Origin of the sequence: Pseudonocardia abyssalis (genome assembly GCF_019263705.2) — a bacterium.
In the GTDB taxonomy this organism is placed as follows: Bacteria; Actinomycetota; Actinomycetes; order Mycobacteriales; family Pseudonocardiaceae; genus Pseudonocardia; species Pseudonocardia abyssalis.
In genome coordinates, this window is the sequence record NZ_JADQDK010000001.1 from 3,946,468 (window position 1) to 3,966,542 (window position 20,075).

At 72.8% G+C, this 20,075-nt stretch carries 19 protein-coding genes, 1 tRNA gene and 1 other RNA gene; 10 read left to right on the forward strand and 11 right to left on the reverse strand.

The annotated features are described in order from the left end of the window. Positions 1–789: 789 nt before the first annotated feature. Positions 790–2,088, reverse strand: a complete 1,299-nt coding sequence (locus I4I81_RS19035; RefSeq protein WP_218603865.1) for a tyrosine-type recombinase/integrase — start codon at positions 2,086–2,088, stop codon at positions 790–792. A 92-nt stretch (positions 2,089–2,180) separates the two neighbouring features. After that, a tRNA-Ala gene (locus I4I81_RS19040) sits at positions 2,181–2,253 on the reverse strand. 70 nt (positions 2,254–2,323) lie between these two features. Here I4I81_RS19040 and I4I81_RS19045 point away from each other — a divergent pair. Continuing rightward, the gene (locus I4I81_RS19045; RefSeq protein ID WP_218616231.1) at positions 2,324–4,267 is read left to right on the forward strand and encodes a S9 family peptidase; all 1,944 of its coding nucleotides are present in this window, start codon (positions 2,324–2,326) and stop codon (positions 4,265–4,267) included. Between the two features lie 14 nt (positions 4,268–4,281). On the opposite strand, the gene I4I81_RS19050 is transcribed toward I4I81_RS19045, so the two are convergent. After that, entirely contained in the window at positions 4,282–4,686 is a 405-nt protein-coding gene (locus I4I81_RS19050) for a RidA family protein (RefSeq protein ID WP_218605770.1), read from the reverse strand. An 86-nt stretch (positions 4,687–4,772) separates the two neighbouring features. On the opposite strand from I4I81_RS19050, the gene I4I81_RS19055 reads away from it, so the two are divergent. Next, on the forward strand, positions 4,773–5,249 hold the full coding sequence (locus tag I4I81_RS19055; protein ID WP_218605769.1) for a MarR family winged helix-turn-helix transcriptional regulator: 477 nt from the start codon (positions 4,773–4,775) through the stop codon (positions 5,247–5,249). A gap of 12 nt (positions 5,250–5,261) precedes the next feature. On the opposite strand, the gene I4I81_RS19060 is transcribed toward I4I81_RS19055, so the two are convergent. Genes I4I81_RS19060 through I4I81_RS19070 form a run of 3 tightly spaced genes read right to left on the reverse strand, consistent with a single transcriptional unit; the run spans position 5,262 to position 7,975 of the window. Then, the gene (locus I4I81_RS19060) at positions 5,262–6,020 is read right to left on the reverse strand and encodes a DsbA family protein (RefSeq protein WP_218605768.1); all 759 of its coding nucleotides are present in this window, start codon (positions 6,018–6,020) and stop codon (positions 5,262–5,264) included. 9 nt (positions 6,021–6,029) lie between these two features. Next, positions 6,030–6,482, reverse strand: coding sequence for a MauE/DoxX family redox-associated membrane protein (locus tag I4I81_RS19065; RefSeq protein ID WP_218605767.1), 453 nt, complete (start codon positions 6,480–6,482; stop codon positions 6,030–6,032). A 20-nt stretch (positions 6,483–6,502) separates the two neighbouring features. Continuing rightward, positions 6,503–7,975: a cryptochrome/photolyase family protein gene (locus tag I4I81_RS19070; protein WP_218605766.1), complete on the reverse strand. Its 1,473-nt coding sequence runs from the start codon at positions 7,973–7,975 to the stop codon at positions 6,503–6,505. A gap of 53 nt (positions 7,976–8,028) precedes the next feature. Between I4I81_RS19070 and I4I81_RS19075 the strand changes: the two genes are divergently transcribed. Beyond that, positions 8,029–8,760, forward strand: a complete 732-nt coding sequence (locus tag I4I81_RS19075) for a VIT1/CCC1 transporter family protein (RefSeq protein ID WP_218616232.1) — start codon at positions 8,029–8,031, stop codon at positions 8,758–8,760. On the opposite strand, the gene I4I81_RS19080 is transcribed toward I4I81_RS19075, so the two are convergent. Then, positions 8,744–9,964 carry an MFS transporter gene (locus I4I81_RS19080; protein ID WP_226363455.1) on the reverse strand — a complete coding sequence of 407 codons (1,221 nt, stop codon included), beginning with the start codon at positions 9,962–9,964 and terminating at the stop codon, positions 8,744–8,746. The two genes, I4I81_RS19075 and I4I81_RS19080, sit on opposite strands and share 17 nt — an antisense overlap. Before the next feature lie 127 nt (positions 9,965–10,091). Here I4I81_RS19080 and I4I81_RS19085 point away from each other — a divergent pair, with 127 nt between their 5' ends. From I4I81_RS19085 to I4I81_RS19115, 7 genes are all read left to right on the forward strand, one after another. Further along, positions 10,092–10,766, forward strand: a complete 675-nt coding sequence (locus I4I81_RS19085; protein WP_218604584.1) for a GntR family transcriptional regulator — start codon at positions 10,092–10,094, stop codon at positions 10,764–10,766. A gap of 69 nt (positions 10,767–10,835) precedes the next feature. After that, entirely contained in the window at positions 10,836–12,158 is a 1,323-nt protein-coding gene (gene atzF / locus I4I81_RS19090) for an allophanate hydrolase (protein WP_218604583.1), read from the forward strand. Between the two features lie 34 nt (positions 12,159–12,192). Beyond that, positions 12,193–12,903 carry a biuret amidohydrolase gene (biuH, locus tag I4I81_RS19095; RefSeq protein WP_218604582.1) on the forward strand — a complete coding sequence of 237 codons (711 nt, stop codon included), beginning with the start codon at positions 12,193–12,195 and terminating at the stop codon, positions 12,901–12,903. Next, positions 12,900–13,580, forward strand: coding sequence for a cysteine hydrolase family protein (locus tag I4I81_RS19100; protein WP_218604581.1), 681 nt, complete (start codon positions 12,900–12,902; stop codon positions 13,578–13,580). Before biuH ends, I4I81_RS19100 begins: the two co-directional genes overlap by 4 nt. Then, the gene (locus I4I81_RS19105) at positions 13,577–15,202 is read left to right on the forward strand and encodes a regulator (RefSeq protein WP_218604580.1); all 1,626 of its coding nucleotides are present in this window, start codon (positions 13,577–13,579) and stop codon (positions 15,200–15,202) included. Before I4I81_RS19100 ends, I4I81_RS19105 begins: the two co-directional genes overlap by 4 nt. Beyond that, positions 15,199–15,636 (forward strand): AtzH-like domain-containing protein, encoded by a 438-nt coding sequence (locus tag I4I81_RS19110; RefSeq protein ID WP_226363456.1) that lies wholly within the window; start codon positions 15,199–15,201, stop codon positions 15,634–15,636. The genes I4I81_RS19105 and I4I81_RS19110 overlap by 4 nt, the downstream gene beginning before the upstream one ends. Beyond that, on the forward strand, positions 15,633–16,052 hold the full coding sequence (locus I4I81_RS19115) for an allophanate hydrolase-related protein (protein ID WP_218604579.1): 420 nt from the start codon (positions 15,633–15,635) through the stop codon (positions 16,050–16,052). The genes I4I81_RS19110 and I4I81_RS19115 overlap by 4 nt, the downstream gene beginning before the upstream one ends. On the opposite strand, the gene I4I81_RS19120 is transcribed toward I4I81_RS19115, so the two are convergent. The 4 genes from I4I81_RS19120 to ssrA all read right to left on the reverse strand — a co-directional run bounded on the left by I4I81_RS19120 (position 16,028) and on the right by ssrA (position 19,950). Next, positions 16,028–17,248, reverse strand: coding sequence for a saccharopine dehydrogenase family protein (locus I4I81_RS19120; protein WP_218604578.1), 1,221 nt, complete (start codon positions 17,246–17,248; stop codon positions 16,028–16,030). The two genes, I4I81_RS19115 and I4I81_RS19120, sit on opposite strands and share 25 nt — an antisense overlap. A 14-nt stretch (positions 17,249–17,262) precedes the next feature. Continuing rightward, positions 17,263–18,927, reverse strand: a complete 1,665-nt coding sequence (locus I4I81_RS31205; RefSeq protein ID WP_218616233.1) for an AIM24 family protein — start codon at positions 18,925–18,927, stop codon at positions 17,263–17,265. 60 nt (positions 18,928–18,987) lie between these two features. Next, on the reverse strand, positions 18,988–19,236 hold the full coding sequence (locus I4I81_RS31620) for a hypothetical protein (protein WP_372453726.1): 249 nt from the start codon (positions 19,234–19,236) through the stop codon (positions 18,988–18,990). A gap of 343 nt (positions 19,237–19,579) precedes the next feature. Then, positions 19,580–19,950: a transfer-messenger RNA gene (ssrA, locus tag I4I81_RS19140) on the reverse strand. Between the last annotated feature and the right edge of the window lie 125 nt (positions 19,951–20,075).

Genomic DNA, 20,075 nt, shown 5'->3' on the forward strand with positions numbered 1-20,075 from the left:
ACCCGCAGATGCCTGTCCTCCTTCTGCCGCCGGTCGGTACCCGCCCGCATACAGGAGCGTGTCGGTCTTCGAGTCCCGGAAGGCACGAGCCGGACGCGCGCGCCACCCGCACCAGTGTGCGGGCGGCCTGCCCAATTGAGCATCGGCGCCTGACAGTGGCGGTACGAACGCAGCTCCAGATCTAGCGCTATGGGTCTGATGCGTTTGGCCGAACAGACTGCGGAGCGGCACCTGAGCGGGACCTTGCCCCGACGGTGGGCTCACGTGCGTTCGGTCGCTGCCGAGGCAGGACGTGCGCCTGCTTTCAGCGACGGCGACTTGCTGGTCAATGCAGCCGTCCTCCACGATATCGGCTACGCGCCCGACCTGGCCACCACGACGCTTCATCCGCTCGACGGTGCCCGGTTCCTACAGACGCAGGACATGCCAGCTCACCTCTGCGCCTTGGTCGCTCGTCATTCGTGCGCGCTGAGGGAAGCGGAGCTGCGGGGCTGCGATGCCGACGTCGCCGAGTTCCCCGACGAGGAGACGCCACTTCGCAACGCGCTCTGGTACTGCGACATGGTCACGGGCCCGGAGGGACAGCGGTTGACGGTCGACGACCGCCTTGCCAAGATCCGGAACCGCTACGGGCCGCAGAGCCTCGACGGTAGGTTTCTCGACATCGCGCAGCCCGAGCTGATCGCCGCGGTCGGGCGGACCGTCGTGCGCTACACCGCAGCTCGGCGGCGACGACTTGGAACGGACTGCGGGCCTCACGCTCGGCCGAATCGATCGAGCCTGGCCTACTCATTGGACGCTGCGGTAGACGGTCGAGAAGGCCCGCAGAAGCCCGCTGGTCCGCCTCCGAGACCCATGCCGCGTATACCCGCAGCATCGTCGTCCCGCCGCCCGAGCCGGCCCGCAACCGTCCGCACGTCGACACCCCGCGATCAGCTCCGTGGCCGAGTAGTGCCGCAGCTTGTGGATTGTCGTCTTGATGCCGATCCGGCGCGCCAGCCGTGAGTACCGCTGTCCGACCGTCGTCGGCTTCAGGTGCGTCGAGCCGTCCACGTCGCGCGAGAACATGAAGCCGTCGGCGGGCAGTTCGAAGCCCAAGCCGGCGCACAGATCCATGTACCGCTGCCGGTGACCGGCCAGCAGCGCCACCGTGTCCGGATCCAGGGCGATCCGGCGGTGCTGGTGGGTCTTGGTGTCCTTCTCCCACGTCTCCCCGTCGAGCTGGGCGATCGAGCGCGCGACGGTCAGCACCCCGTTCACGACGTCGAGGTCGTTCCAGCGCAAGGCGCACAGCTCGCCGCGGCGGAAGCCGGTCACCATCGTCAGCCACACGAGCACGGCCCAGTCCGGATCGCTCCACGCCTCGTTCAGGATGCGGGCCGCCTCGTCCGCGCTGGGCGGCTGCGGCTTGGCCGCCGGCTGCGGCGGGGCCTGGGCGTGCTCGATGGGGTTGGTCGAGAGCCAGCGCCAACGCACGGCCCGCTTCAGGGCACCGCTGAGGATGACGTGGATCTGCCGGATGGTCGACCGGGACAGGCCGCGGCAGCGGTGCGGGCCACAGTGGTGGTCGCAGTTGTGCGGGCCACAGTGGTGGTCGCAGTTGTGCGGGCCACAGTGGTGGTCGCAGTTGTGCGGGCGCACGGTCCGGTGCTCGACGAAGGGCCGCCGGTTGCAGTGCGATCGGCAGCGGCGCAGCTCGGCGTAGAACGAGTCGAACACCGCGGCCCGCAGTGCACCGACCTTCTGCTTGCCGATCAGCGGCACGATGTGGGTCCGCGCGAGCGTCCGGTACGTCGACAGCGTGCTGGGCTCGACCTCGAGCAGCTCGAAGTGCTCGGTCAGCAGCTGCTCGACGGTGGCCGTGGTGCGCGGGTTGCGCTCCTCGTCGACCTGAACGGCGAGCCGGCGCAGGGCCTTGTCCGCCTCGACGGCTGCGCGGGGGCCGGCCGGGATGATCTCGCGGAGGTAGTGCCGGCGCTTCGTAAGCGGGTCCTGGCCGGCGTAGACGACGACCCGGAGCGACCCGCTAGGGAGCTGCTCGATGCGGCCCTTGGAACGGGCCCGGCGTCGCGGCGCCGTGGAGGTCATGATGCAACGCTAGAGCGGTTTCGCACCACGAACGGCACCATGACCGTCGGTGTGGGCAACTCAAACGGAGTGTTTCCGCTGGTGAAGAAGGGTGGAGCTGAGGGGATTCGAACCCCTGACCCCTTGACTGCCAGTCAAGTGCGCTACCAGCTGCGCCACAGCCCCTTGCCTCGAAGAAGTTACACGAGCCCCGATTTCCGGCGACAACCGGGGCGCCCTCACCTAGCTTCGCCCCGTGCAACCTGCCGACATCGCCCGCATCGTGTCCGTGTCCGCTCCCGCCCTGTCCCCGGACGGTCGCCGGGTGGCGTTCACGGTCACCCGCGTCGACCTCGCCGCCAACCGCTACCGCAGCGCGGTGTGGCTGGCGGACGTCGACGGGGGTACCGCTCCGTACCCGATCACCAGCGGCGATGACGGGAACCCGAGGTGGTCGCCGGACGGGCGGCGGTTGGCGTTCACCCGGGCCGACGACGACGGCGGTGGATCGCTGCGGGTCGTGCCGGTCGGCGGGCCCGGGGAGACCGTGACGGTGTGCGCGCGGCCGGAGGCGGTCGAGTCGCCGGCGTGGTCCCCGGACGGCACGCGGATCGCGTTCGCCTCCCGGGAGCGGGCGAAGCGCTACGGCCAGGGCGACGACGAGCGGGCCCGGCCGCCGCGGCGCATCGACCGGCTGTTCTCCCGTGTCGACGGCACGGGCTGGACGATCGACCGGCCGCGCGGGGTGTTCGTCGTCGCCGCGGACGGGTCGGGCACGCCGGTGCAGGTGGCGGGCGGGCCGCACGACCACGACGGCGACCCGGCGTGGTCGCCGGACGGCGAGCGGCTGGTCGTCTCCGCCGTCCGCCGCCCCGACGGCGACCTCGACCTCCGCGCCGACCTGCACGTCCTCGACCCCACCGGCCGCACCGAGCCGCGGCCGCTCACCGATTCGGCCCGCTCGCTGTGGATGCCCGCCTACTCCCCCGACGGCGCCCGGATCGCCGCGCTGTCCGACGACGTGCGGATCATCCCCTCGCACAACCACGTCACCGTGATCGACGCGGAGACCGGCGCGGAGACACCCGTCAGCACCGCACTCGACCGCCAGTGCGCCCCGTTCCCCGGCGCCCGCCCGCCGCTGTGGTCGGGCGGGGACGTCCTGTTCCCGGTCGAGGACCACGGCGACGTGCATGTCTACCGGGTGCGCCCCGGGGCCGCCCCCGAACGGGTCCTCGGCGGCACCCGCGCGATCCGCGGCTTCGACGCCGTCGGAGACACGATCGCGTTCGTCGCCTCCACCCCCACCGCACCCGGCGAACTGTTCGTCCGCGGCCCCGACGGCGCCGAGCGGCGGCTCACCCACCTCGGTGCGGGCCTCCCGACGGCGCTCGAACCGGAGCGCTTCACCGTCGACGGGGTGGACGCCTGGATCCTCCGCCCCGACGGTGACGACCTGCCGGTCCTGCTCTCCGTCCACGGCGGCCCGATGACGCAGTACCCCAACGCCTGGTTCGACGAGTTCCAGATGTGGGCCGCCGCCGGGTACGCCGTGGTCTGGTGCAACCCGCACGGCTCCACCGGCGACACCGAGGCGTTCTCCCGCGAGATCCGCGCGCCCGAGGCCACCGAGCACCCGGGGTCGGGCTGGGCGGGCCGGGCCGCGCAGGACGTCCTCGCCGTCCTCGACGCGGCACTCGCGCGCCACTCGGAGCTGGACGCGGGGAGGGTCGGCGTCCTCGGCGGATCCTACGGCGGCTACCTCACGACCTGGCTGGTCGCGCACACCGACCGGTTCGCCGCCGCCTGCAGCGAGCGCGCGGCCAACAACCTGGAGTCGCTGGAGTGGGACTCCGACGCCGCGGGCCTGTTCCGCCACGAGATCGGCGTGGGCCACCTCGACGCGCCGGAGGTGTACCGGGCCCAGTCACCGGTGCACCGGGTTCGCGACATCCGCACACCGCTGCTGATCCTGCACTCCGACGGCGACCTGCGGTGCCCGCCGAGCCAGGCCGACCAGCTCTACGTCGCGCTGCGCCTGCTCGGCCGCGACGTCGAGTACTGGCGGTTCCCCGAGGAGGGCCACGAGCTCTCGCGCGCGGGATCGCCGCGGCACCGCATCCAGCGCGCGGAGCTGATCCTCGACTTCTTCGGGCGCCGGCTCGGGGGGACCCGACCCGAGGCCGACTGGCTCCGGTAGGCGGTCGACGGTGGTCAGTCGACGACGGCGGTGACCTCGGCCTCGACCAGGATCCCCGGCTCGAACAGGATCTCGACGCCGATCAGGGCCGCGGGCGGGGTCGAGATCCCGAGCTCGCGCCCCGCCTGCTCGACGCCTGCGGTGAAGTCGTCGTACATCTCCCGCTTCCAGCCCGCCGCGTACCAGGTGAAGCGGACGACGTCGTCGAACGTCGCCCCCGCCGCCGCCAGCGCCCGACCGACGTTGCGGTACACCTGCACCACCTGGCCGGTCAGGTCGCCGGGCCCGACGAGGTCACCGTTCCCGTCCCAGGCCACCTGCCCCGCGACGTACACGTGTCTGCTGCCCGTGGCGACGGCGACGTGGTGGTAGAGGGGGACGACCGGATGGCCGTCGGGATTGATCAGGGAGACCGTCATCACCGCTCCTTATAACTTCACGCTTGAAGTGACACCACCATCACCCACTTCACGTGTGAAGTCAAACGCCGTCGTAGAGTGACCCGATGACCGCCACGCCCTGGCTCGATCCCGAGGAGAAGGAGGCCTGGACCGGGGTGATCTCGATCGCCCTGCTGCTGCCGGGGCGGCTGGAGGCGCCGCTGCAGCGCGCGGCGGGGATCACGCTCTTCGAGTACATGACGCTCAGCCACCTCTCCGAGGCACCCGACCGCAGGATCCGGATGAGCGGGCTGGCCTTCCTGGCCAACGGCTCGCTCTCGCGCCTGTCGAACGTGGTCAAGCGGCTCGAGCGGCGGGGCTGGGTGCAGCGCAGCCCCGACCCGGACGACGGCCGCTACACCCTCGCCGTCCTCACCGACGCAGGCCAGGAGGTGGTCGTCGCCGCTGCGCCGGAGCACGTGCGCTCGGTGCGGGAGCTGGTGCTCGACCCCCTCACCCGCTCCGACCGGCAGGCCCTCGCCCGCATCGCCGCCAAGCTGCGGATCCGTCCCGGCGACCGCCGCGACGACGACCCGCACTGACCCCCGACCGGCTCAGGACGCCAGCGCCTTCTGCAGCCAGCCCGTGTCGCTGATGTCGACGCGGGCGCCGTCGAGCAGGACCGTCGGCGTGCCGAAGTCGCCGTCGGCGTTCCGCAGGGCGGCGTCGGAGGTGGCCGCCTCGGAGACGGACGCGACGGCGTCGGCGTTGGCGGCCCCGCCGATGCAGGCCCCGAGGTCGGCGCCCAGCTCCGTGCCGAACGCGGTGAGCTGCTCGTCGGTGAGGCCGGAGCTGCGCTCGGCGGGCTGCTCGTCGAACAGGCGGGAGTGGTACGCCGGGTAGATGCCGGCGGGTACGGCACACAGGGCGGCGTTGGCGGCGCGGGAGGAGTAGCCGACGGGGTCGGTCAGCTCATCGAGGATCGCGACGGAGTGGTACCGCACCGTGATCTGCCCGGCGTTCATCGCGTCCGTCAGCTCCTGGCCGTAGCGCTCCTCGAAGCGCTCGCAGACCGGGCACAGGAAGTCCTCGTAGACGTCGACGACGATCGGCCCGCTCCCCGCGGTGACGACGCCGTCGGCCGTGCTGGCCGTGTAGGTCGGTGCGGAGGCCGTGTCGCCCGAGTCGCGGGTGACGAGGACGACCACACCGACGACCAGCGCCACCACCGCGAGGACCGCCACCGCGATGAACGTGGTGCGCTTGCCGTCGCCCGTCTGCTGGCCCTTCCGCGGCGTGATCCCGGCTGCGCGCAGCCGCGCGTTCGCCGCCTCCTGCTTGCGCTTCTTCTCGTTGCGCGAGGCCCCACCCATGACCGCTCCTCAAGAATCGACTGCGAACAGCGTCCGCGGACGCACCACCAACCATGCCGCAAGCACCATGAAGCCCGTGTCGCGCACCAGCTCCTCGACGTACGCGGTCTGACCCGGCTCGACCTGCCCGCCACCGCCGAAGCACCCGCAGTCGATCGAGAGGCCGCGCACCCAGGCCTGCGTCACCCCGGCGACGAACACCAGCAGCAGCCCCGCCGACACCACCGCGACCGCGCGCGTACCCAGCCCGAGCACCAGCAGCACCGCGAGGGCGATCTCCAGCCACGGCAGGATCCCCGCCACCAGCTCGACGCCGAGGTCCGGCAGCACGTCGTAGGCGCGGACGGCGACATAGGTCTGGTCGGGGTCGAGCGCCTTCGGGATGCCGGAGAGCAGCCAGACGGCGGCGAGGCCGAACCGTGCCAGCGTCCCGACGACGTCGAGCACCCGTTCCCGCGACACGTCGCCAACCTATCGAGGTATCAGAAGTGCTCGCGGGCCGACTCCTGCTCCAGCACCGCGTCGAGGTCCTTCAGCCGGTTCATCCCGGCGACGGCGCGGGCGGTGCGGTGGTTGGCCGCGAGCAGGTCGCGGTGGCGGTGCGTCCAGGCCCAGTATCCGGCCGTGAACGGGCACGCGTCGTCGCCCAGGCGCTTCTTCGGGTCGAACGCGCAGCCCCCGCAGTGGTCGGACATCTTGTGCACGTAGGCCCCGCCCGAGCTGTACGGCTTCGTCGCGAGCATCCCGCCGTCGGCGTGCTGACTCATCCCGATGACGTTGGGCGGCATCACCCACTCGAACCCGTCGACGAACGCCTCGCGGAACCAGTCCGACAGCTCCGCCGGGTCGTAGCCGCGCTGCAGCGCGTGGTTGCCCAGCACCATGAGCCGCTGGATGTGGTGGGTCCAGCCGCGGTCGCGGACGCCCTCCAGCGCCGTCGACAGGCACCGCGCCGTCACCGCGTCGGAGTCGAGCGTCGCGAACCACTCCGGCAGCGGCGTGCGGGCGCCGAGCTCGTTGCGTCGCCGGTAGGAGCGTCCGAACCTCCAGTACAGCTGCCAGACGTACTCGCGCCACCCCAGCACCTGCCGGATGAACCCCTCCGCTCCGGGCAGCGGCACCGACCCCGCGCGGTACGCCGACTCCGCCGCGCGCACGACGTCGAGCGGGTGCAGCAGGCCCAGGTTGAGCGGCACCGACAGCAGCGAGTGCGCCATCGCCCAGTCGCCGGTGAGCATGGCGTCCTCGGGCGGGCCGAAGTGCGGCAACCGCCGCTCGACGAAGTGCGCGAGTGCCGTCTGCGCCTCGTCGGCGGTGACCGCGAACCAGCGCGGGCCGTCGACGCCCACGGTGGGTAGGTCCAGGGCGTCGAGATCGCGGCGGACCTCGTCGTCGATCGCGTCCTCCGGCGGCTGCCACGGCCCCGGCACGTCGAGCGTCGCGGCCCCCTTCGGCGGCGGCTCCCGGTTCTCGGCGTCGTAGTTCCACCTCCCGCCGACGGGCTCGCTCCCCTCCATCAGCACCTCGAAGCGACGCCGCTGGGCGCGGTAGAAGTCCTCCATCCGGAACGTCGCGCGGTCGCCGGCCCAGTCGTCGAAGTCGGTGCGGGACAACGCGAACGTCGGCGTCGGCAGGATCTCCTCGACGAGCCCTTCGGCCCGCAGCCTGGCGACGAGATCGGCCGCGGCGAACGACGTCGGCTCGTGCACGACGACCGGGCGCCCGACCTGCTCCAGCGCCTCGCGGTAGGTCTCGGTGCGCAGGTAGGTGGCGCGGTCGCCCAGCTCGTCGGCGAGATGGCGCATGCCGGACAGGACCAGGTGCAGCTTCTGGCGGTGGAACGGGCGGCTGCGCAGCACGCGCGCCGACTCGACGAGCACGACCTCGCGGTCGGCGTGCGGCCCGTGGACGTGCGGGCCGAGCTGGTCGGCGAAGATCCAGAGCGGGGCGGGCATCGCGTCAGTCTCATCCGCGAGCACGGGAGCCGCGACCGGAGCAGGATGTCCCCATGACGCAGGCTCCGGGCCCCGCCGAGTTCGCCGCCCACGACAGCGACCACCACCACTCCGACGTGAGCGGCGGGTGGTTGCGCGCCGCGGTGTTCGGGGCGATGGACGGTCTCGTCACGAACATCGCGCTGGTCGCGGGCGTCGGCGGGGGCGGGGGCGGGCGCTCGTTGATCATCCTGACGGGCATGGCCGGGTTGGTCGCAGGCGCGTTCTCGATGGCGTTGGGCGAGTTCGCCTCCGTCGACACGCAGAACGACGCCGTCCGCCACGAGGTCGACGTCGAGCGGGCGGAGATCCGCCGCCACCCCGACGCCGAACGCACCGAGCTGGCCGACATGTACGAGGAGATGGGGCTGACCCGGACGACCGCGGAGGCCGTCGCGGCCGAGGTGCACAGCGACCCCGAGCTCGCCGTCCGCGTCCACATCACCCACGAGCTCGGAGTCGACCCGGACGACAAGCCGTCGCCGTGGACCGCGGCGATCTCGTCGTTCCTCTGCTTCGCCGTCGGCGGGATCGTCCCGCTGATCCCCTACCTGCTCGGTTCCTCCTCGCTGCTGCTCGGGCTCGTCGTCGGCGGCGTGGGGCTGGTCATCGCCGGGGCGCTGACGTCGCGGTTCACCACCCGGCCGTGGTGGCTCGCCGGGTTGCGCCAGCTGATGTTCGGCGCGATCGCGGCGGGGGCGACGTTCGTCGTCGGGGCGCTGATCGGCGTCAACGTCGCGGGATAGCCAGACGCGGCAGCGTCTCCGGCGCGCGCAGCCAGAACAGCCAGCCGACGGCCAGCACGCCGCCGGTGATCGCGAACGCCGGCCCGTACCCGACGAGCTCGGCCAACCCGCCCGCGAGCACCGGTCCGAGGATCGCCCCGAGGTCCGATGCCATCTGGAACCCGGCGAGCACCGTTCCCCCGCGCCCGCCCGACCCGATGACGTCGCCGACCGCGGCCTGCAGCGGCGGATTCACCAGCCCGCTGCCGAGCCCCGCGACCAGGCTGACGACGAGGAACGCGACCGGATCGGTGACGAACCCCAGCACGCCCGTGCCGACCGCGGCGACCGCCAGCCCGAGCAGCATCGGGGGCTTGCGACCGAACCGGTCGGCGAACCGCCCGGAGACCACGAGCGTGGCCGCGTTGCCGGCGGCGAAGACCGCGAGCGCGATCCCCGACCAGGCCTCCGGCTGCCCCAGCGCCTCGACGACGAGCAGCGGCACCAGCGCCACGCGGGCCCCGAACACCGCCCAGCCGACGCCGAAGTTGGCCACCAGCGCGGCCCGGTACGTCCGGTGGCCCAGTGCCTCGCGGAACGTGACCGCGACGGCCGGGACCGCCCCCGGGGCCGGTGCCGGCAGGTCCGTCCGCCCCCGCAGCAGCACCGCGCTGATCATGACGACGAGGACGAGGACCGCCGCGTACACCAGGAACGGCGCGCGCAGGCTGATCGCGACGAGCCCGCCACCGGCCAGCGGCCCGACGATGTTGCCGAGCAGGAACCCGGTGGCCCACATGCCCGACGCGCGCCCGCGGATCTCCGGCGGCGAGAGGCGGATCAGCAGCGACACCGCGGAGATCGTGAACATCGTCGACCCGATGCCCCCGAACGCCCGGAGCGCGAGGAGGTGCCAGTACTCCCCCGCGAACGCCATCGCCGCCGTCGACACCGCGACGATCAGCAGCCCGGCGTTGAAGACCCGCAGCTCGCCGATCCGGCTCACCAGCCAGCCGCTCGACGGCGCGAACACCAGCCGGGCCAGGGCGAACGCGCTGATCACGAGCCCGGCCGCGGTGATCCCGACGTCGAAGCTGCGGACGAAGATGGGCAGCGTCGGGGCGACCAGCCCGAAGCCGATGGCGATCATGAACGAGGCGCCGACCAGCACCCAGATCTCGCGCGGCAGGCGCACGGGGGCGCGCGGGGCGTCGACCTCGACCACCCGTGGCCCCCTCCGGTTCGTGCCATTGCTACCGATCCGACCTTACGCCGCGCTCGCCCACACCCCGCATCCCCGCGGCTTCTGACACTGTTGAACCGACAGCACCCCGGCGCCGAGGAGATCAGCAGTGACCGCAGAGCCCGCCGTCGACGGCGGACTGGAGGCGAGCAGCCTCGTCGAGCTCGCCGTGCGCCGACTGCGCAGCGAGATCCTCAGCGGCGAGCTGCTGCCCGGGGAACGGCTCGTCGAGGAGCAGCTCACCCGTCGGTTCGGTACGAGCCGGGCACCCCTGCGGGAGGCGCTGCGCCTGCTCGGCCAGCAGGGCCTCGTCGAACACCTCCCCCGTCGCGGCGTGCGCGTCACCGAACTGTCGGCCCGCGACATCGACGAGCTGTTCAGCCTGCGCGACGCCCTGGAGCGCTTCGCCGTCGAGGTCGCACTGGGCGGCGGCGCCCGCCCGTCCACCGCCGCCCTGCGCACCGCCACCGAGCAGATGGAGCGGGCCGCGGCCGGTGGCGACGCCGCGGAGCAGGCGGCCGGGCACCGCGCGTTCCACCTCGCGCTCGTCGGGCTCGCCGACCACCAGCAGCTCGTGCGCAGCTACGAGCCGGTGCTCACCCAGCTGCAGCTCTACATGGCCACCAACCTGCGCCGCGAGGCCGAGGTCGCGTCGCCGCTGGAGGGGGCGCAGCGCCACCGCCGGTTGTGCGACGCCGTCGACTCCGGCGCCCTCGACGCCGTCCTCGCCGAGCTGGCCCACCACGGCGCCCGCACCTACCTGGCGCCCGAGCTCGACGCCTGAGGGACCGGCGTCACACGGCTTTAACAGCGCAGACGTGCCGTCGACACCAAACGGTCGACAATCGACAGAATGCACCTCGCGACGATCCCGCTCGGCGTGCGCTCCCTGCGCGCCGCCTACCGGGACGGCACGCTCACCCCCCACGACGTCGTCGACGCCGTACTCGCCCGGATCTCCGAGCGCGGGGACGACGCCGTCTGGATCTCCCGCTTCACCCGCGACGAGCTGCACGACCAGGTCGCGACGCTGAACCCCGGGCCGCTGTTCGGCGTCCCGTTCGCCGTCAAGGACAACATCGACGTCGCCGGCCTCCCGACGACGGCCGCGTGCCCGGCCTTCGCCCACTCCCCCGCCGTCGACGCCACCGCGGTCCGGCTGCTGCGGCAGGCGGGCGCGATCGTCGTCGGCAAGACCAACCTCGACCAGTTCGCCACCGGCCTCAACGGCTCCCGCTCCCCCTACGGCGCGTGCGAGTCGGTGTTCGGCGGCGACCTGATCTCGGGTGGCTCCAGCTCGGGCAGCGCCGTCGCCGTGGCGGCGGGCGAGGTGGCGTTCTCCCTCGGCACCGACACCGCGGGCTCCGGCCGGGTCCCCGCGGCGCTCAACGGGATCGTCGGACTCAAACCCACCCGCGGCCTGGTGAGCACGGCCGGGGTCCTGCCCGCGTGCCGCTCGCTCGACTGCGTCAGCGTGTTCACCCAGGACCTCTCCGACGCGGCCGACGTCCTGGCGGTCATCGCGCAGCCCGATGCGGCCGATCCGTGGTCCCGACCCCTGCGCGGAGACGGTGGCCCTGACCCGCTTCTCCGCGCACGGCTCCTTCTCCCGGACGAACTGGACTTCGATGGCGACACCGCGATGGAGTCCGCGTTCGCCGCGGTCGCCGCCGGGGCCGGCGCCGTCGGCACCACCCCGATCGCGCCCCTGCGCGAGGCGGGCGACCTCCTCTACTCCGGCCCCTGGGTCGCCGAGCGCCTCGCCGGACTGGAGGGCGTCCTCGCCGACCACCCCGACGACGTGCTGCCGGTCATCCGCGCCGTCGTCGGGAAGGGCGTCGAGTTCACCGCGGTCGACGCCTTCCGCGGGCTGCACCGCCTGCAGGAGCTCCGGGCCGCGACCGACCGACTGTGGGGTCGCGCCGACGCCCTGCTCCTCCCCACGGTCCCGACGACGTTCACGCGCGCGCAGATCGCCGAGCAGCCCGTGGCCCGCAACCTCGTCCTCGGCCGGTACACGCAGTTCGCGAACCTGCTCGACCTCGCCGCCGTCGCCGTCCCGGCCGGGTTCACCGCCGACGGCCGCCCGGTCGGCGTCACCCTGCTCGGTCCGGCCTTCTCCGAGGACCGCCTGATCTCCGCCGCGCACCAGTTGATCACCAGGGAGGCCGCATGACCGAGGACGCACTCATTCCCGCGGAGGAGCCGACATGACCGCGACGGTGCAGACGAGGGCCCGGATCGGGCCCGTCGCCGCGAACCCCTACCCCTGGCCCTACGACGGATCGGTCGACGCCGCGCACACCGCGCTGATCTGCATCGACTGGCAGGTCGACTTCTGCGGGCCCGGCGGCTACGTCGACCGGATGGGCTACGACATCGGGCTCACCCGAGCCGGGTTGCCGGCCACCGCTCGGATGCTGGAGCACGCCCGGGCCACCGGGATGCTGGTGATCCACACCCGCGAGGGGCACTCCCCCGACCTCTCCGACCTGCCCGCCAACAAACGCTGGCGCAGCGCCCGGATCGGCGCGGAGATCGGCAGCGTCGGCTCCACCGGGCGGATCCTCGTCCGCGGGGAACCCGGCTGGGAGATCGTGCCGGAGGTCGCCCCGATCCCCGGTGAGGTTCTGCTCGACAAGCCGGGCAAGGGCGCGTTCTACGCCACCAACCTGGACCTGGTGCTCCGCACGAACCGGATCACGCACATCGTCCTGACCGGCATCACCACCGACGTCTGCGTGCACACGACCATGCGCGAGGCGAACGACCGCGGCTACGAGTGCCTGATCCTCTCCGACTGCACCGGCGCCACCGACCCGTCCAACCACGACGCCGCGCTGCACATGGTGACCATGCAGGGCGGGGTCTTCGGGGCGGTCGCGACGTCGACCGCCGTCATCGAGGGGACCACAGCGTGAGAAGCCTGCCCGCCGACCCCTACCCCTTCGAGTTCGACCCGGCCACGACCGCGCTGGTGATCATCGACATGCAGCGCGACTTCGTCGAGCCCGGAGGTTTCGGCGAGACCCTCGGCAACGACGTCTCGTGGCTGCAGGCCGTCGTGCCACCGCTGCAGATCGTGCTCGCCACCGCCCGCGAGGTCGGCCTCACCGTGATCCACACGCGGGAGGGCCACGTCCCCGACCTGTCGGACTGCCCGCCGGCCAAGCTCAACCGCGGCGACCCGTCGCTGCGCATCGGCGCGCCCGGGCCGAAGGGCCGCATCCTGGTCCGCGGCGAGTACGGCCACGACATCATCGACGAGCTGACGCCGCTGCCCGGCGAGCTCGTCATCGACAAGCCGGGCAAGGGGTCGTTCCACGGCACCTCGCTCGGCGCCGAGCTCGCCGAGCTGGGCATCACCAGCCTGATCGTCACGGGCGTCACGACCGAGGTGTGCGTGCACACCACCGTCCGGGAGGCCAACGACCGCGGCTACGAGTGCCTCGTGCTGTCGGACTGCGTCGGCTCCTACTTCCCCGAGTTCCAGCGCGTGGGCCTGGAGATGATCTCCGCCCAGGGCGGGATCTTCGGCTGGGTCGCCCCCTCGTCCGCCTTCCTCTCGGCCCTCACCCTCCAGGAGATCCCGTCATGACGACCGTCGAGAAAGAACCGATCACGCTCTCCTGGTGGGTCTCCGGCGACACCAACGCGTTCTTCGGCCTGGGCTTCAACACCCTGGTCAACGTGCTGGTGCTCTCCGGGCTCTGCCTCGGCGTCGTCAACATCCCCGGCGCGGACGTGTTCGGGGTGATCCTCCCCGCGCTCGGCGTGCAGTTGCTGATCGGCAACGTCTACTACACCTACCTCGCGCGCCGCCTGGCCCGCCGCGAGAACCGCACCGACGTCTGCGCGATGCCCTACGGCCCGTCGGTGCCGCACATGTTCATCGTCGTCTTCGTGATCATGCTGCCGATCTACCTGGCGACGGGCGACCCGATCGTCGCATGGACCTCGGGGCTCGCGTGGTCGTTCATCATCGGGATCATCGTGCTGGTCGGGGCGTTCGTCGGTCCGTTCATCCGCAAGTACACGCCGCAGGCCGCCATGCTCGGCACGCTCGCCGGCATCTCGATCGCGTTCATCTCGATGCGCCCCGCCGCCCAGATGTGGGAGGCGCTGTGGATCGCCTTCCCGGTCATGGTGATCATCCTGATCGGCTTCTTCACCGACCTGAAGCTGCCGGGCGACATCCCCGTCGGCCTCGCGGCGCTGCTCGTCGGCTCCGCGATCGGCTGGATCGGCGGCTACATGTCGGTGCCGAACGTGATCGACGCGGCCGGTGACGTCGCGCTCTCGCTGCCGACGTTCGACATCCCCCGCCTGGTCGACGGCCTGGCCAACGTCGCCCCGCTGCTCGCGACGGCCATCCCGCTCGGCATCTACAACTTCACCGAGGGCATGGCCAACGTCGAGAGCGCCGCGGCGGCGGGCGACGAGTACAACCTGCGCGCGATCCTCGGGGCCGACGGTGCCGGTGCGATCGTCGGCGCGGCGATGGGCTGCCCGTTCCCGCCCGCCGTCTACATCGGCCATCCCGGCTGGAAGGCCGCAGGCGGCCGCACGAGCTACTCCCTCGCGTCGGGGGTCTTCATCGCCCTGATGTGCTTCCTCGGCATGTTCTCGCTGCTCGGGGCCCTGCTCCCGCTGCCGGCGATCGTCCCGATCCTGCTCTACATCGGCCTGCTGATCGGCGCCCAGGCGTTCCAGGAGGTGCCGAAGCGGCACGCGATCGCGGTGGTGTTCGCGATCATCCCGAACATCGCGTCGTGGGCGGGCGGGCTGATGACCAACGCCGTCGGCGCGGCCGGTGCCACCCCCGCCGAGGTCGGCGAGGAGGGCTTCGCGAACGCCGGGCTCGTCTACCACGGCACGCTGCTGCTCGGCGGCGGCGCGATCCTCGCCGGCATGGTGCTCGGCTCGATCGTCGTGTTCATCATCGACAAGAAGTTCGTCCCGGCCGCGATCTACTGCTTCATCGGCGCAGCGCTGGGCTTCATCGGGCTGATCCACGCCGAGTCGGTGGGCTGGAACGTCGGCGGCCAGATCGCGCTGGGCTACCTGTTCGCCGGGATCATCCTGCTGGCCTTCGGGCTCCTCACGAAGAACACCGAGGAGACGGCGACGACCGACACGGAGCTCCCGGCCCAGCGGGCGGCGGAGGAACCGGCAGCGGCGCTGGCCCCGATGGACACGACCCGCCCGGCGACCGCGTGACCCGCTCCGCCGACCCCGGCTCGCAGTGGGGTGGCTTCACTGCGGCCGGGTGGGAGCAGAGCCACCCCACTGTGACCGGGGAGGACGTGCGCGCCGCGTTCGAGCGCTACGAGCGGGCCCTGCTCGACGGGGATCTCGCCGTACTGACCGAGCTGTTCTGGGACGACCCGCGGTGCCGCCGCTTCGGCGTCGCCGACCGCCAGGACGGCGCCGAGGAGATCCTGGCATGGCGGCGCGAGCACCCGGGCGTCCCACCCGGGCGACGGCTCCGCGAGACCGCGGTGGTGCCGCTCGGGGACGACACCGCCGTCGTCACCACCCTGTTCGACCACCCCGGCAGCGGGACCGAGGGCCGGCAGAGCCAGACCTGGTTCCGGTTCCCGCAGGGGTGGCGGATCGTCGCGGCGCACGTCTCCGAGGTGCCCCTCGCATGACGGACCGCGCACGACACGGCGAGCAGGGCGCCTCCGCCCTGCTCGCCGTGGTGGCCGCCCACCGCACCGGACAGCCCCTGCACCCCGAGCTGGTCGCCCTCGGCGCACGGTTCGAGCGGCAGGTCCACACCGCGCCCGCGTACCGGCTCGTCACGCTGCCCGGGCCGGGGGTGCCGCGCGGCGGACTCGTCGCCGTCGACGACGGGGGGGCGGCCGTCGAGGTGGAGCTGCACCGGATCCCCGTCGACGCGATCGGCGCGCTCGTCTGCGCCCTGCCCTCCCCGCTGGGGATCGGGCCGGTCGAGCTCGCCGACGGTTCCGCGCTCGGGATCGTCTGCGTCCGCAGGCCACCCGGCGCGCGGGACATCAGCAGCCACGGCAGCTGGCCCGCCTACCTCCGGTCGGTGACCGTGTAGGTGTGCCCGGCCGTGACCAGCCGCTCGACCAGTGCCGATCCCATCGCCGTGGCCGGGGTGAGGGAACCCGCACGGTCGGGCAGGTCGTCGAGCGCCAGGCACAGCCCGCTCTCCCCGAGCATGACGGCCGTCGCGGCGTACCCGGGATCGCCCGTCCCCGCGACCTTCGCGTGGTAACGGCGGCCGCTGTCGGTCGTCGCCTCGATGTCCATGCGGAACCACCCCGCCGCGCGCGCCCGTTCGCTCGGGCCCTCACCCGGCTTGGGCAGGAGGCGGTCGAGCACCGCGCGGGTCGGGGCCGTCGAGAACCCGGCGAGCAGCCCCACGAGCCCGGCGGTGACGCCCACCGCGACGACGGCCCCGACCGGCCCGGTACCCAGTCCCATCGACTCGCCGTAGCTCAGGGAGCGGCCGTAGGCGAAGTCGAGCAGCGCGTTGCTGCGCCGCACGATCCGCGTGTTGTAGGAGGCCATGACGAACGGGGCGGTCCACGTCCCGCGCTCGCCCCGGCGTCCGGGCAGGGGTGCGTCGGAGGGCTGGCGGGGCACCGGCTCGGCCGCGCGCTCCGGGCTCAGCGAGTGCAGGTCGCCGACGACGAGCCGCCGCGACGGGTCGGCCGCGACCGCCTCGACCTGCGCGCGCATCGAGTCGATCGTGCCGCCGCTGAAGCCGCCCTTCGCGCTCGCGACGAGATCGACGTCGACGAGCCCGCCGGCCCCGTCGGCCGCGGCGCGCTCGTGCAGGACGAACACGCCGAGGTCGGACGGGATCGAGTCGTAGCCGCAGGAGTGCACGATCTTCGCGCCGGTGTCCCGGGCGATCTTGTCGACGGCGTCGATCGCGTCGCGGTGGAACAGCACCTCGCCGGTGAGGTCGGCGTAGTGCGTGCCCGCCCGCGCGCAGGCCTCGACCACCGGCAGCCCGTAGCGGGCGTAGGGGCCCACGGTCGTGACGAGCACCCGGGTGGACCCGGCGAGCGCCGCCAGTGCGTCGGCGTCTGCGGAGTCGGCGACCAGCAGCGGCCAGTCGCGGGCCCCCTGCGGCAGCCGGCCGCGGACGGCCTCCAGCTTCGCCCGGGACCGCCCCGCCAACCCGATCCGGACGCCCGCGGGCGCGTGCTCGGCGAGGTACGCGGCGGTCAGCTCCCCGACGTAGCCGGTGGCGCCGTAGACGACGAGATCATGCGCACGGTCCATCCGCCCAGCCTGCCCTACCGGCCGCCGAGCAGCCCGCCCAGCACGCCGCCGACGCCGCCCTGGCCGGCCTGCTCCCCGCCGCCGGTCCCGGCGACGAGACCACCGGGCGGGAGCTCCGAGGGCTGCACGATGACGAAGCCGCGCCCGGTGAACGACAGCGTGTACCGCTCGCCGGTGCTGCGTCCCATCAGCGTGCCGATGTTGAACGTGTCGTTGCTGGTCAGACCGGTCTGCAGGCTCGCCGACCACGCGACGGCCGCCTGCGGGTCGGCGTAGGTCGGCTGGTCCACGTTGAGCACGACCGGCGTGCCCTCGGTCGTGATCGCGATGCGGCCGCGCCCGGTGAACTCGCAGTTGAACAGCCCCGCGTTGCTGGCGAAACCGGCGGCGCCGGAGACCCGTGCGATGCGGTAGGACAGCGAGGAGTCGAACGCGAGCACGTTGGCTCCGTTGATCGTCAGGCCGTCGGAGCCGTCGAGGTCGATCAGGTGGACGTCGCTGGCCGCGTTGGCGAGGAACAGGTCGCCGCGCCCGCTGACCTTCATCAGCGGCACGCCCTCACCGGTGAGCCGCTGCCGGATCATGTTGCCGATGCCGCCGGACCCGAGCGCCTCGAACCGCAGGTCGCCCTGGTAGGCGACCATCGACCCGGCGCGGGCCATCAGGTCGCCGCCCCCCATCGAGACCCGGGCCATCTTGCCGCCCTGCTTCTGGATGCCCTGCCCGGCGACCTCGGCGTGGTCGGGGCTGAACAGGTCGCTCTGCATGGGCGGGGCTCCTTCGGGCGACGGCGCGTACGGCTGCGGGGCGGGGGTCTGCGGGGCGGACGGCGGGTACGGGGCGGGCGGCGGCTGCTGGGCCGCGGGCGGCGGGTACGCGCCGGGCGGCGGGTACCCACCGGGAGGTGCAGGCGGGTAGCCGGCGGGGGGGTGCGCACCGGGCGGGTACCCGGGAGGTGCCGACGGCGGGTGGCCGACGGCCGGAGCGGACGCGGCGGGCGGGTGCGCGCCAGGCGGCTGCTGCGCGTCCGGGAAGAGCGCGAACCGGTCCGGCGCGGGGGCCGGCTGTGCCGGGACGGGGGGCGGCGACGGCTGACCCTGCGGGGGCCACGACGACGGCACGGGCGGAGGCGCAGCGGCCGGTGCAGCCGGCTGCGGGGCCGGGGGCTGCGGGGCCGGGGGCGCGGCGGGCGGGTCGTCGTCGAGGTTCACGCCGTACTCCGACGCGATGCCGGCCAGCCCGGCGTCGAAGCCCTGCCCGACCGCCCGCACCTTCCAACCGCCCTGGCGCCGGTAGATCTCGACGCAGACCACCGCCGACTCGGTGCGCAGCCCCGCCATCTCGAACGAGTACTCGTTCGCGGTGGCGACGGGCGGCGCGACCTGGCCGAACGTCGCCGGGCCCGATCCGTCCAGGCTCGCGGTGACCACGACGGTCTCCACGTCGGCCGGGACCGCAGCCAGGTCGACCTGGACGAGATCGCCCCGGCCCCGACCGTGGTGGTGCGTGACCCCGGCGCCGACGGGGTTGTTGAAGAACACGAAGTCCCCGTCGCTGCGCACCCGGCCGTTCGGGCCGAGGAGCAGCGCGGAGACGTCGACCGGGACGGGGGAGGCGATCGAGACCGAGACCCGGTCGCCGGTCAGCGGCCGGTTCTCGCCACGAGACAGGGGCGTCACGCCGGAGAGTGTGCCACCGCTCCCCGGAATCGCCGAGACCTTCTTGTGCAGGTCACCAGCTCACCGGCGCCCCGTGCACGCCGTAGACGACCTTGTCGCTCCTGTAGTCCAGTTCGTCCGGTTCCCGGACCACGCGCAGGTCCGGTAACCGCCGCAGCCCCCGATCTCCACATCCTCGATGGCGACGCGGGCGCGCGCGTTGTGCACGATCGCCAGCAGCCGCGGCAGCTCCTCGACGGCGTTGCGGACCGCCTGCGGGTCGTCGGTGTCGCGCAGCTCCGCGGCCTGCTCGGGGTGCTCCAGCAGCACGAGCGTGCCGGGCGCCAGCTGGTTGGCCGTGGTCTCGTGTAGCCGGGCGTGGGCATGTCGGAGCTGAAACGCGCGGGTCGGACAGGACGGCGCGGACGTCGGCGTTCCGGGTGACGAGCCACGCCCCGGTGCCGTCCCACAGCCGGACCCGGCTGACGGGCTCGTGCTCGCGCAGCGGCGTCGGTGCCGGCGGAGGGTCGAAGGGACACGCGCCCCGGGCCATCGGAAAGGTGGCGGCGGTCCTCTTCGGCGTCCCCGTTCGGCCGCACCAATAGTGATGCCAACGACTTGGGCACCGGAAGGACGGAGCCCCCGCCGACGGTGTCGGCGGGGGCTCTGTCAGGGGTGGAGGTGCCGGGAATCGAACCCGGGTCCTCCGTCGCTCCACAAGGGCTTCTCCGTGCGCAGTCCGCTATGCCTCTACTCGGATCCCCCGGTCATGCGAACGAGCCGGAGTGACGATCCCAGTCGCTGTTTGGTGTCCCCGTCCGCCCCGCGACCGGGCGGACAGGTGAGCTCCCTAGCTGATGCCGGGATCCGCGGCGGGAGCACCCGCGGGCCGACAGACTCACACTCGCTCAGGCGGCGAGGGCGAAGTCGCGCTGATTGGAATCGGCGCTTATAAATTTGCGACGGATGGTTAACGAGATCATCGTCGCCTTCCTCGGCACGCTTCCCCTTGATCGACGAACGAAGTCGAAACCGTTCACCCCCTGCGCGCCCGACCGTCGGGCGTCAGAACAGACTAACGCCTCGCGGCCGAGGATTCATCCCGGTTCGGCTCGCACACACCTCCCGGGGCCCGCACACACGGGTCCGGACCTGCGTGTCGCCCCCGC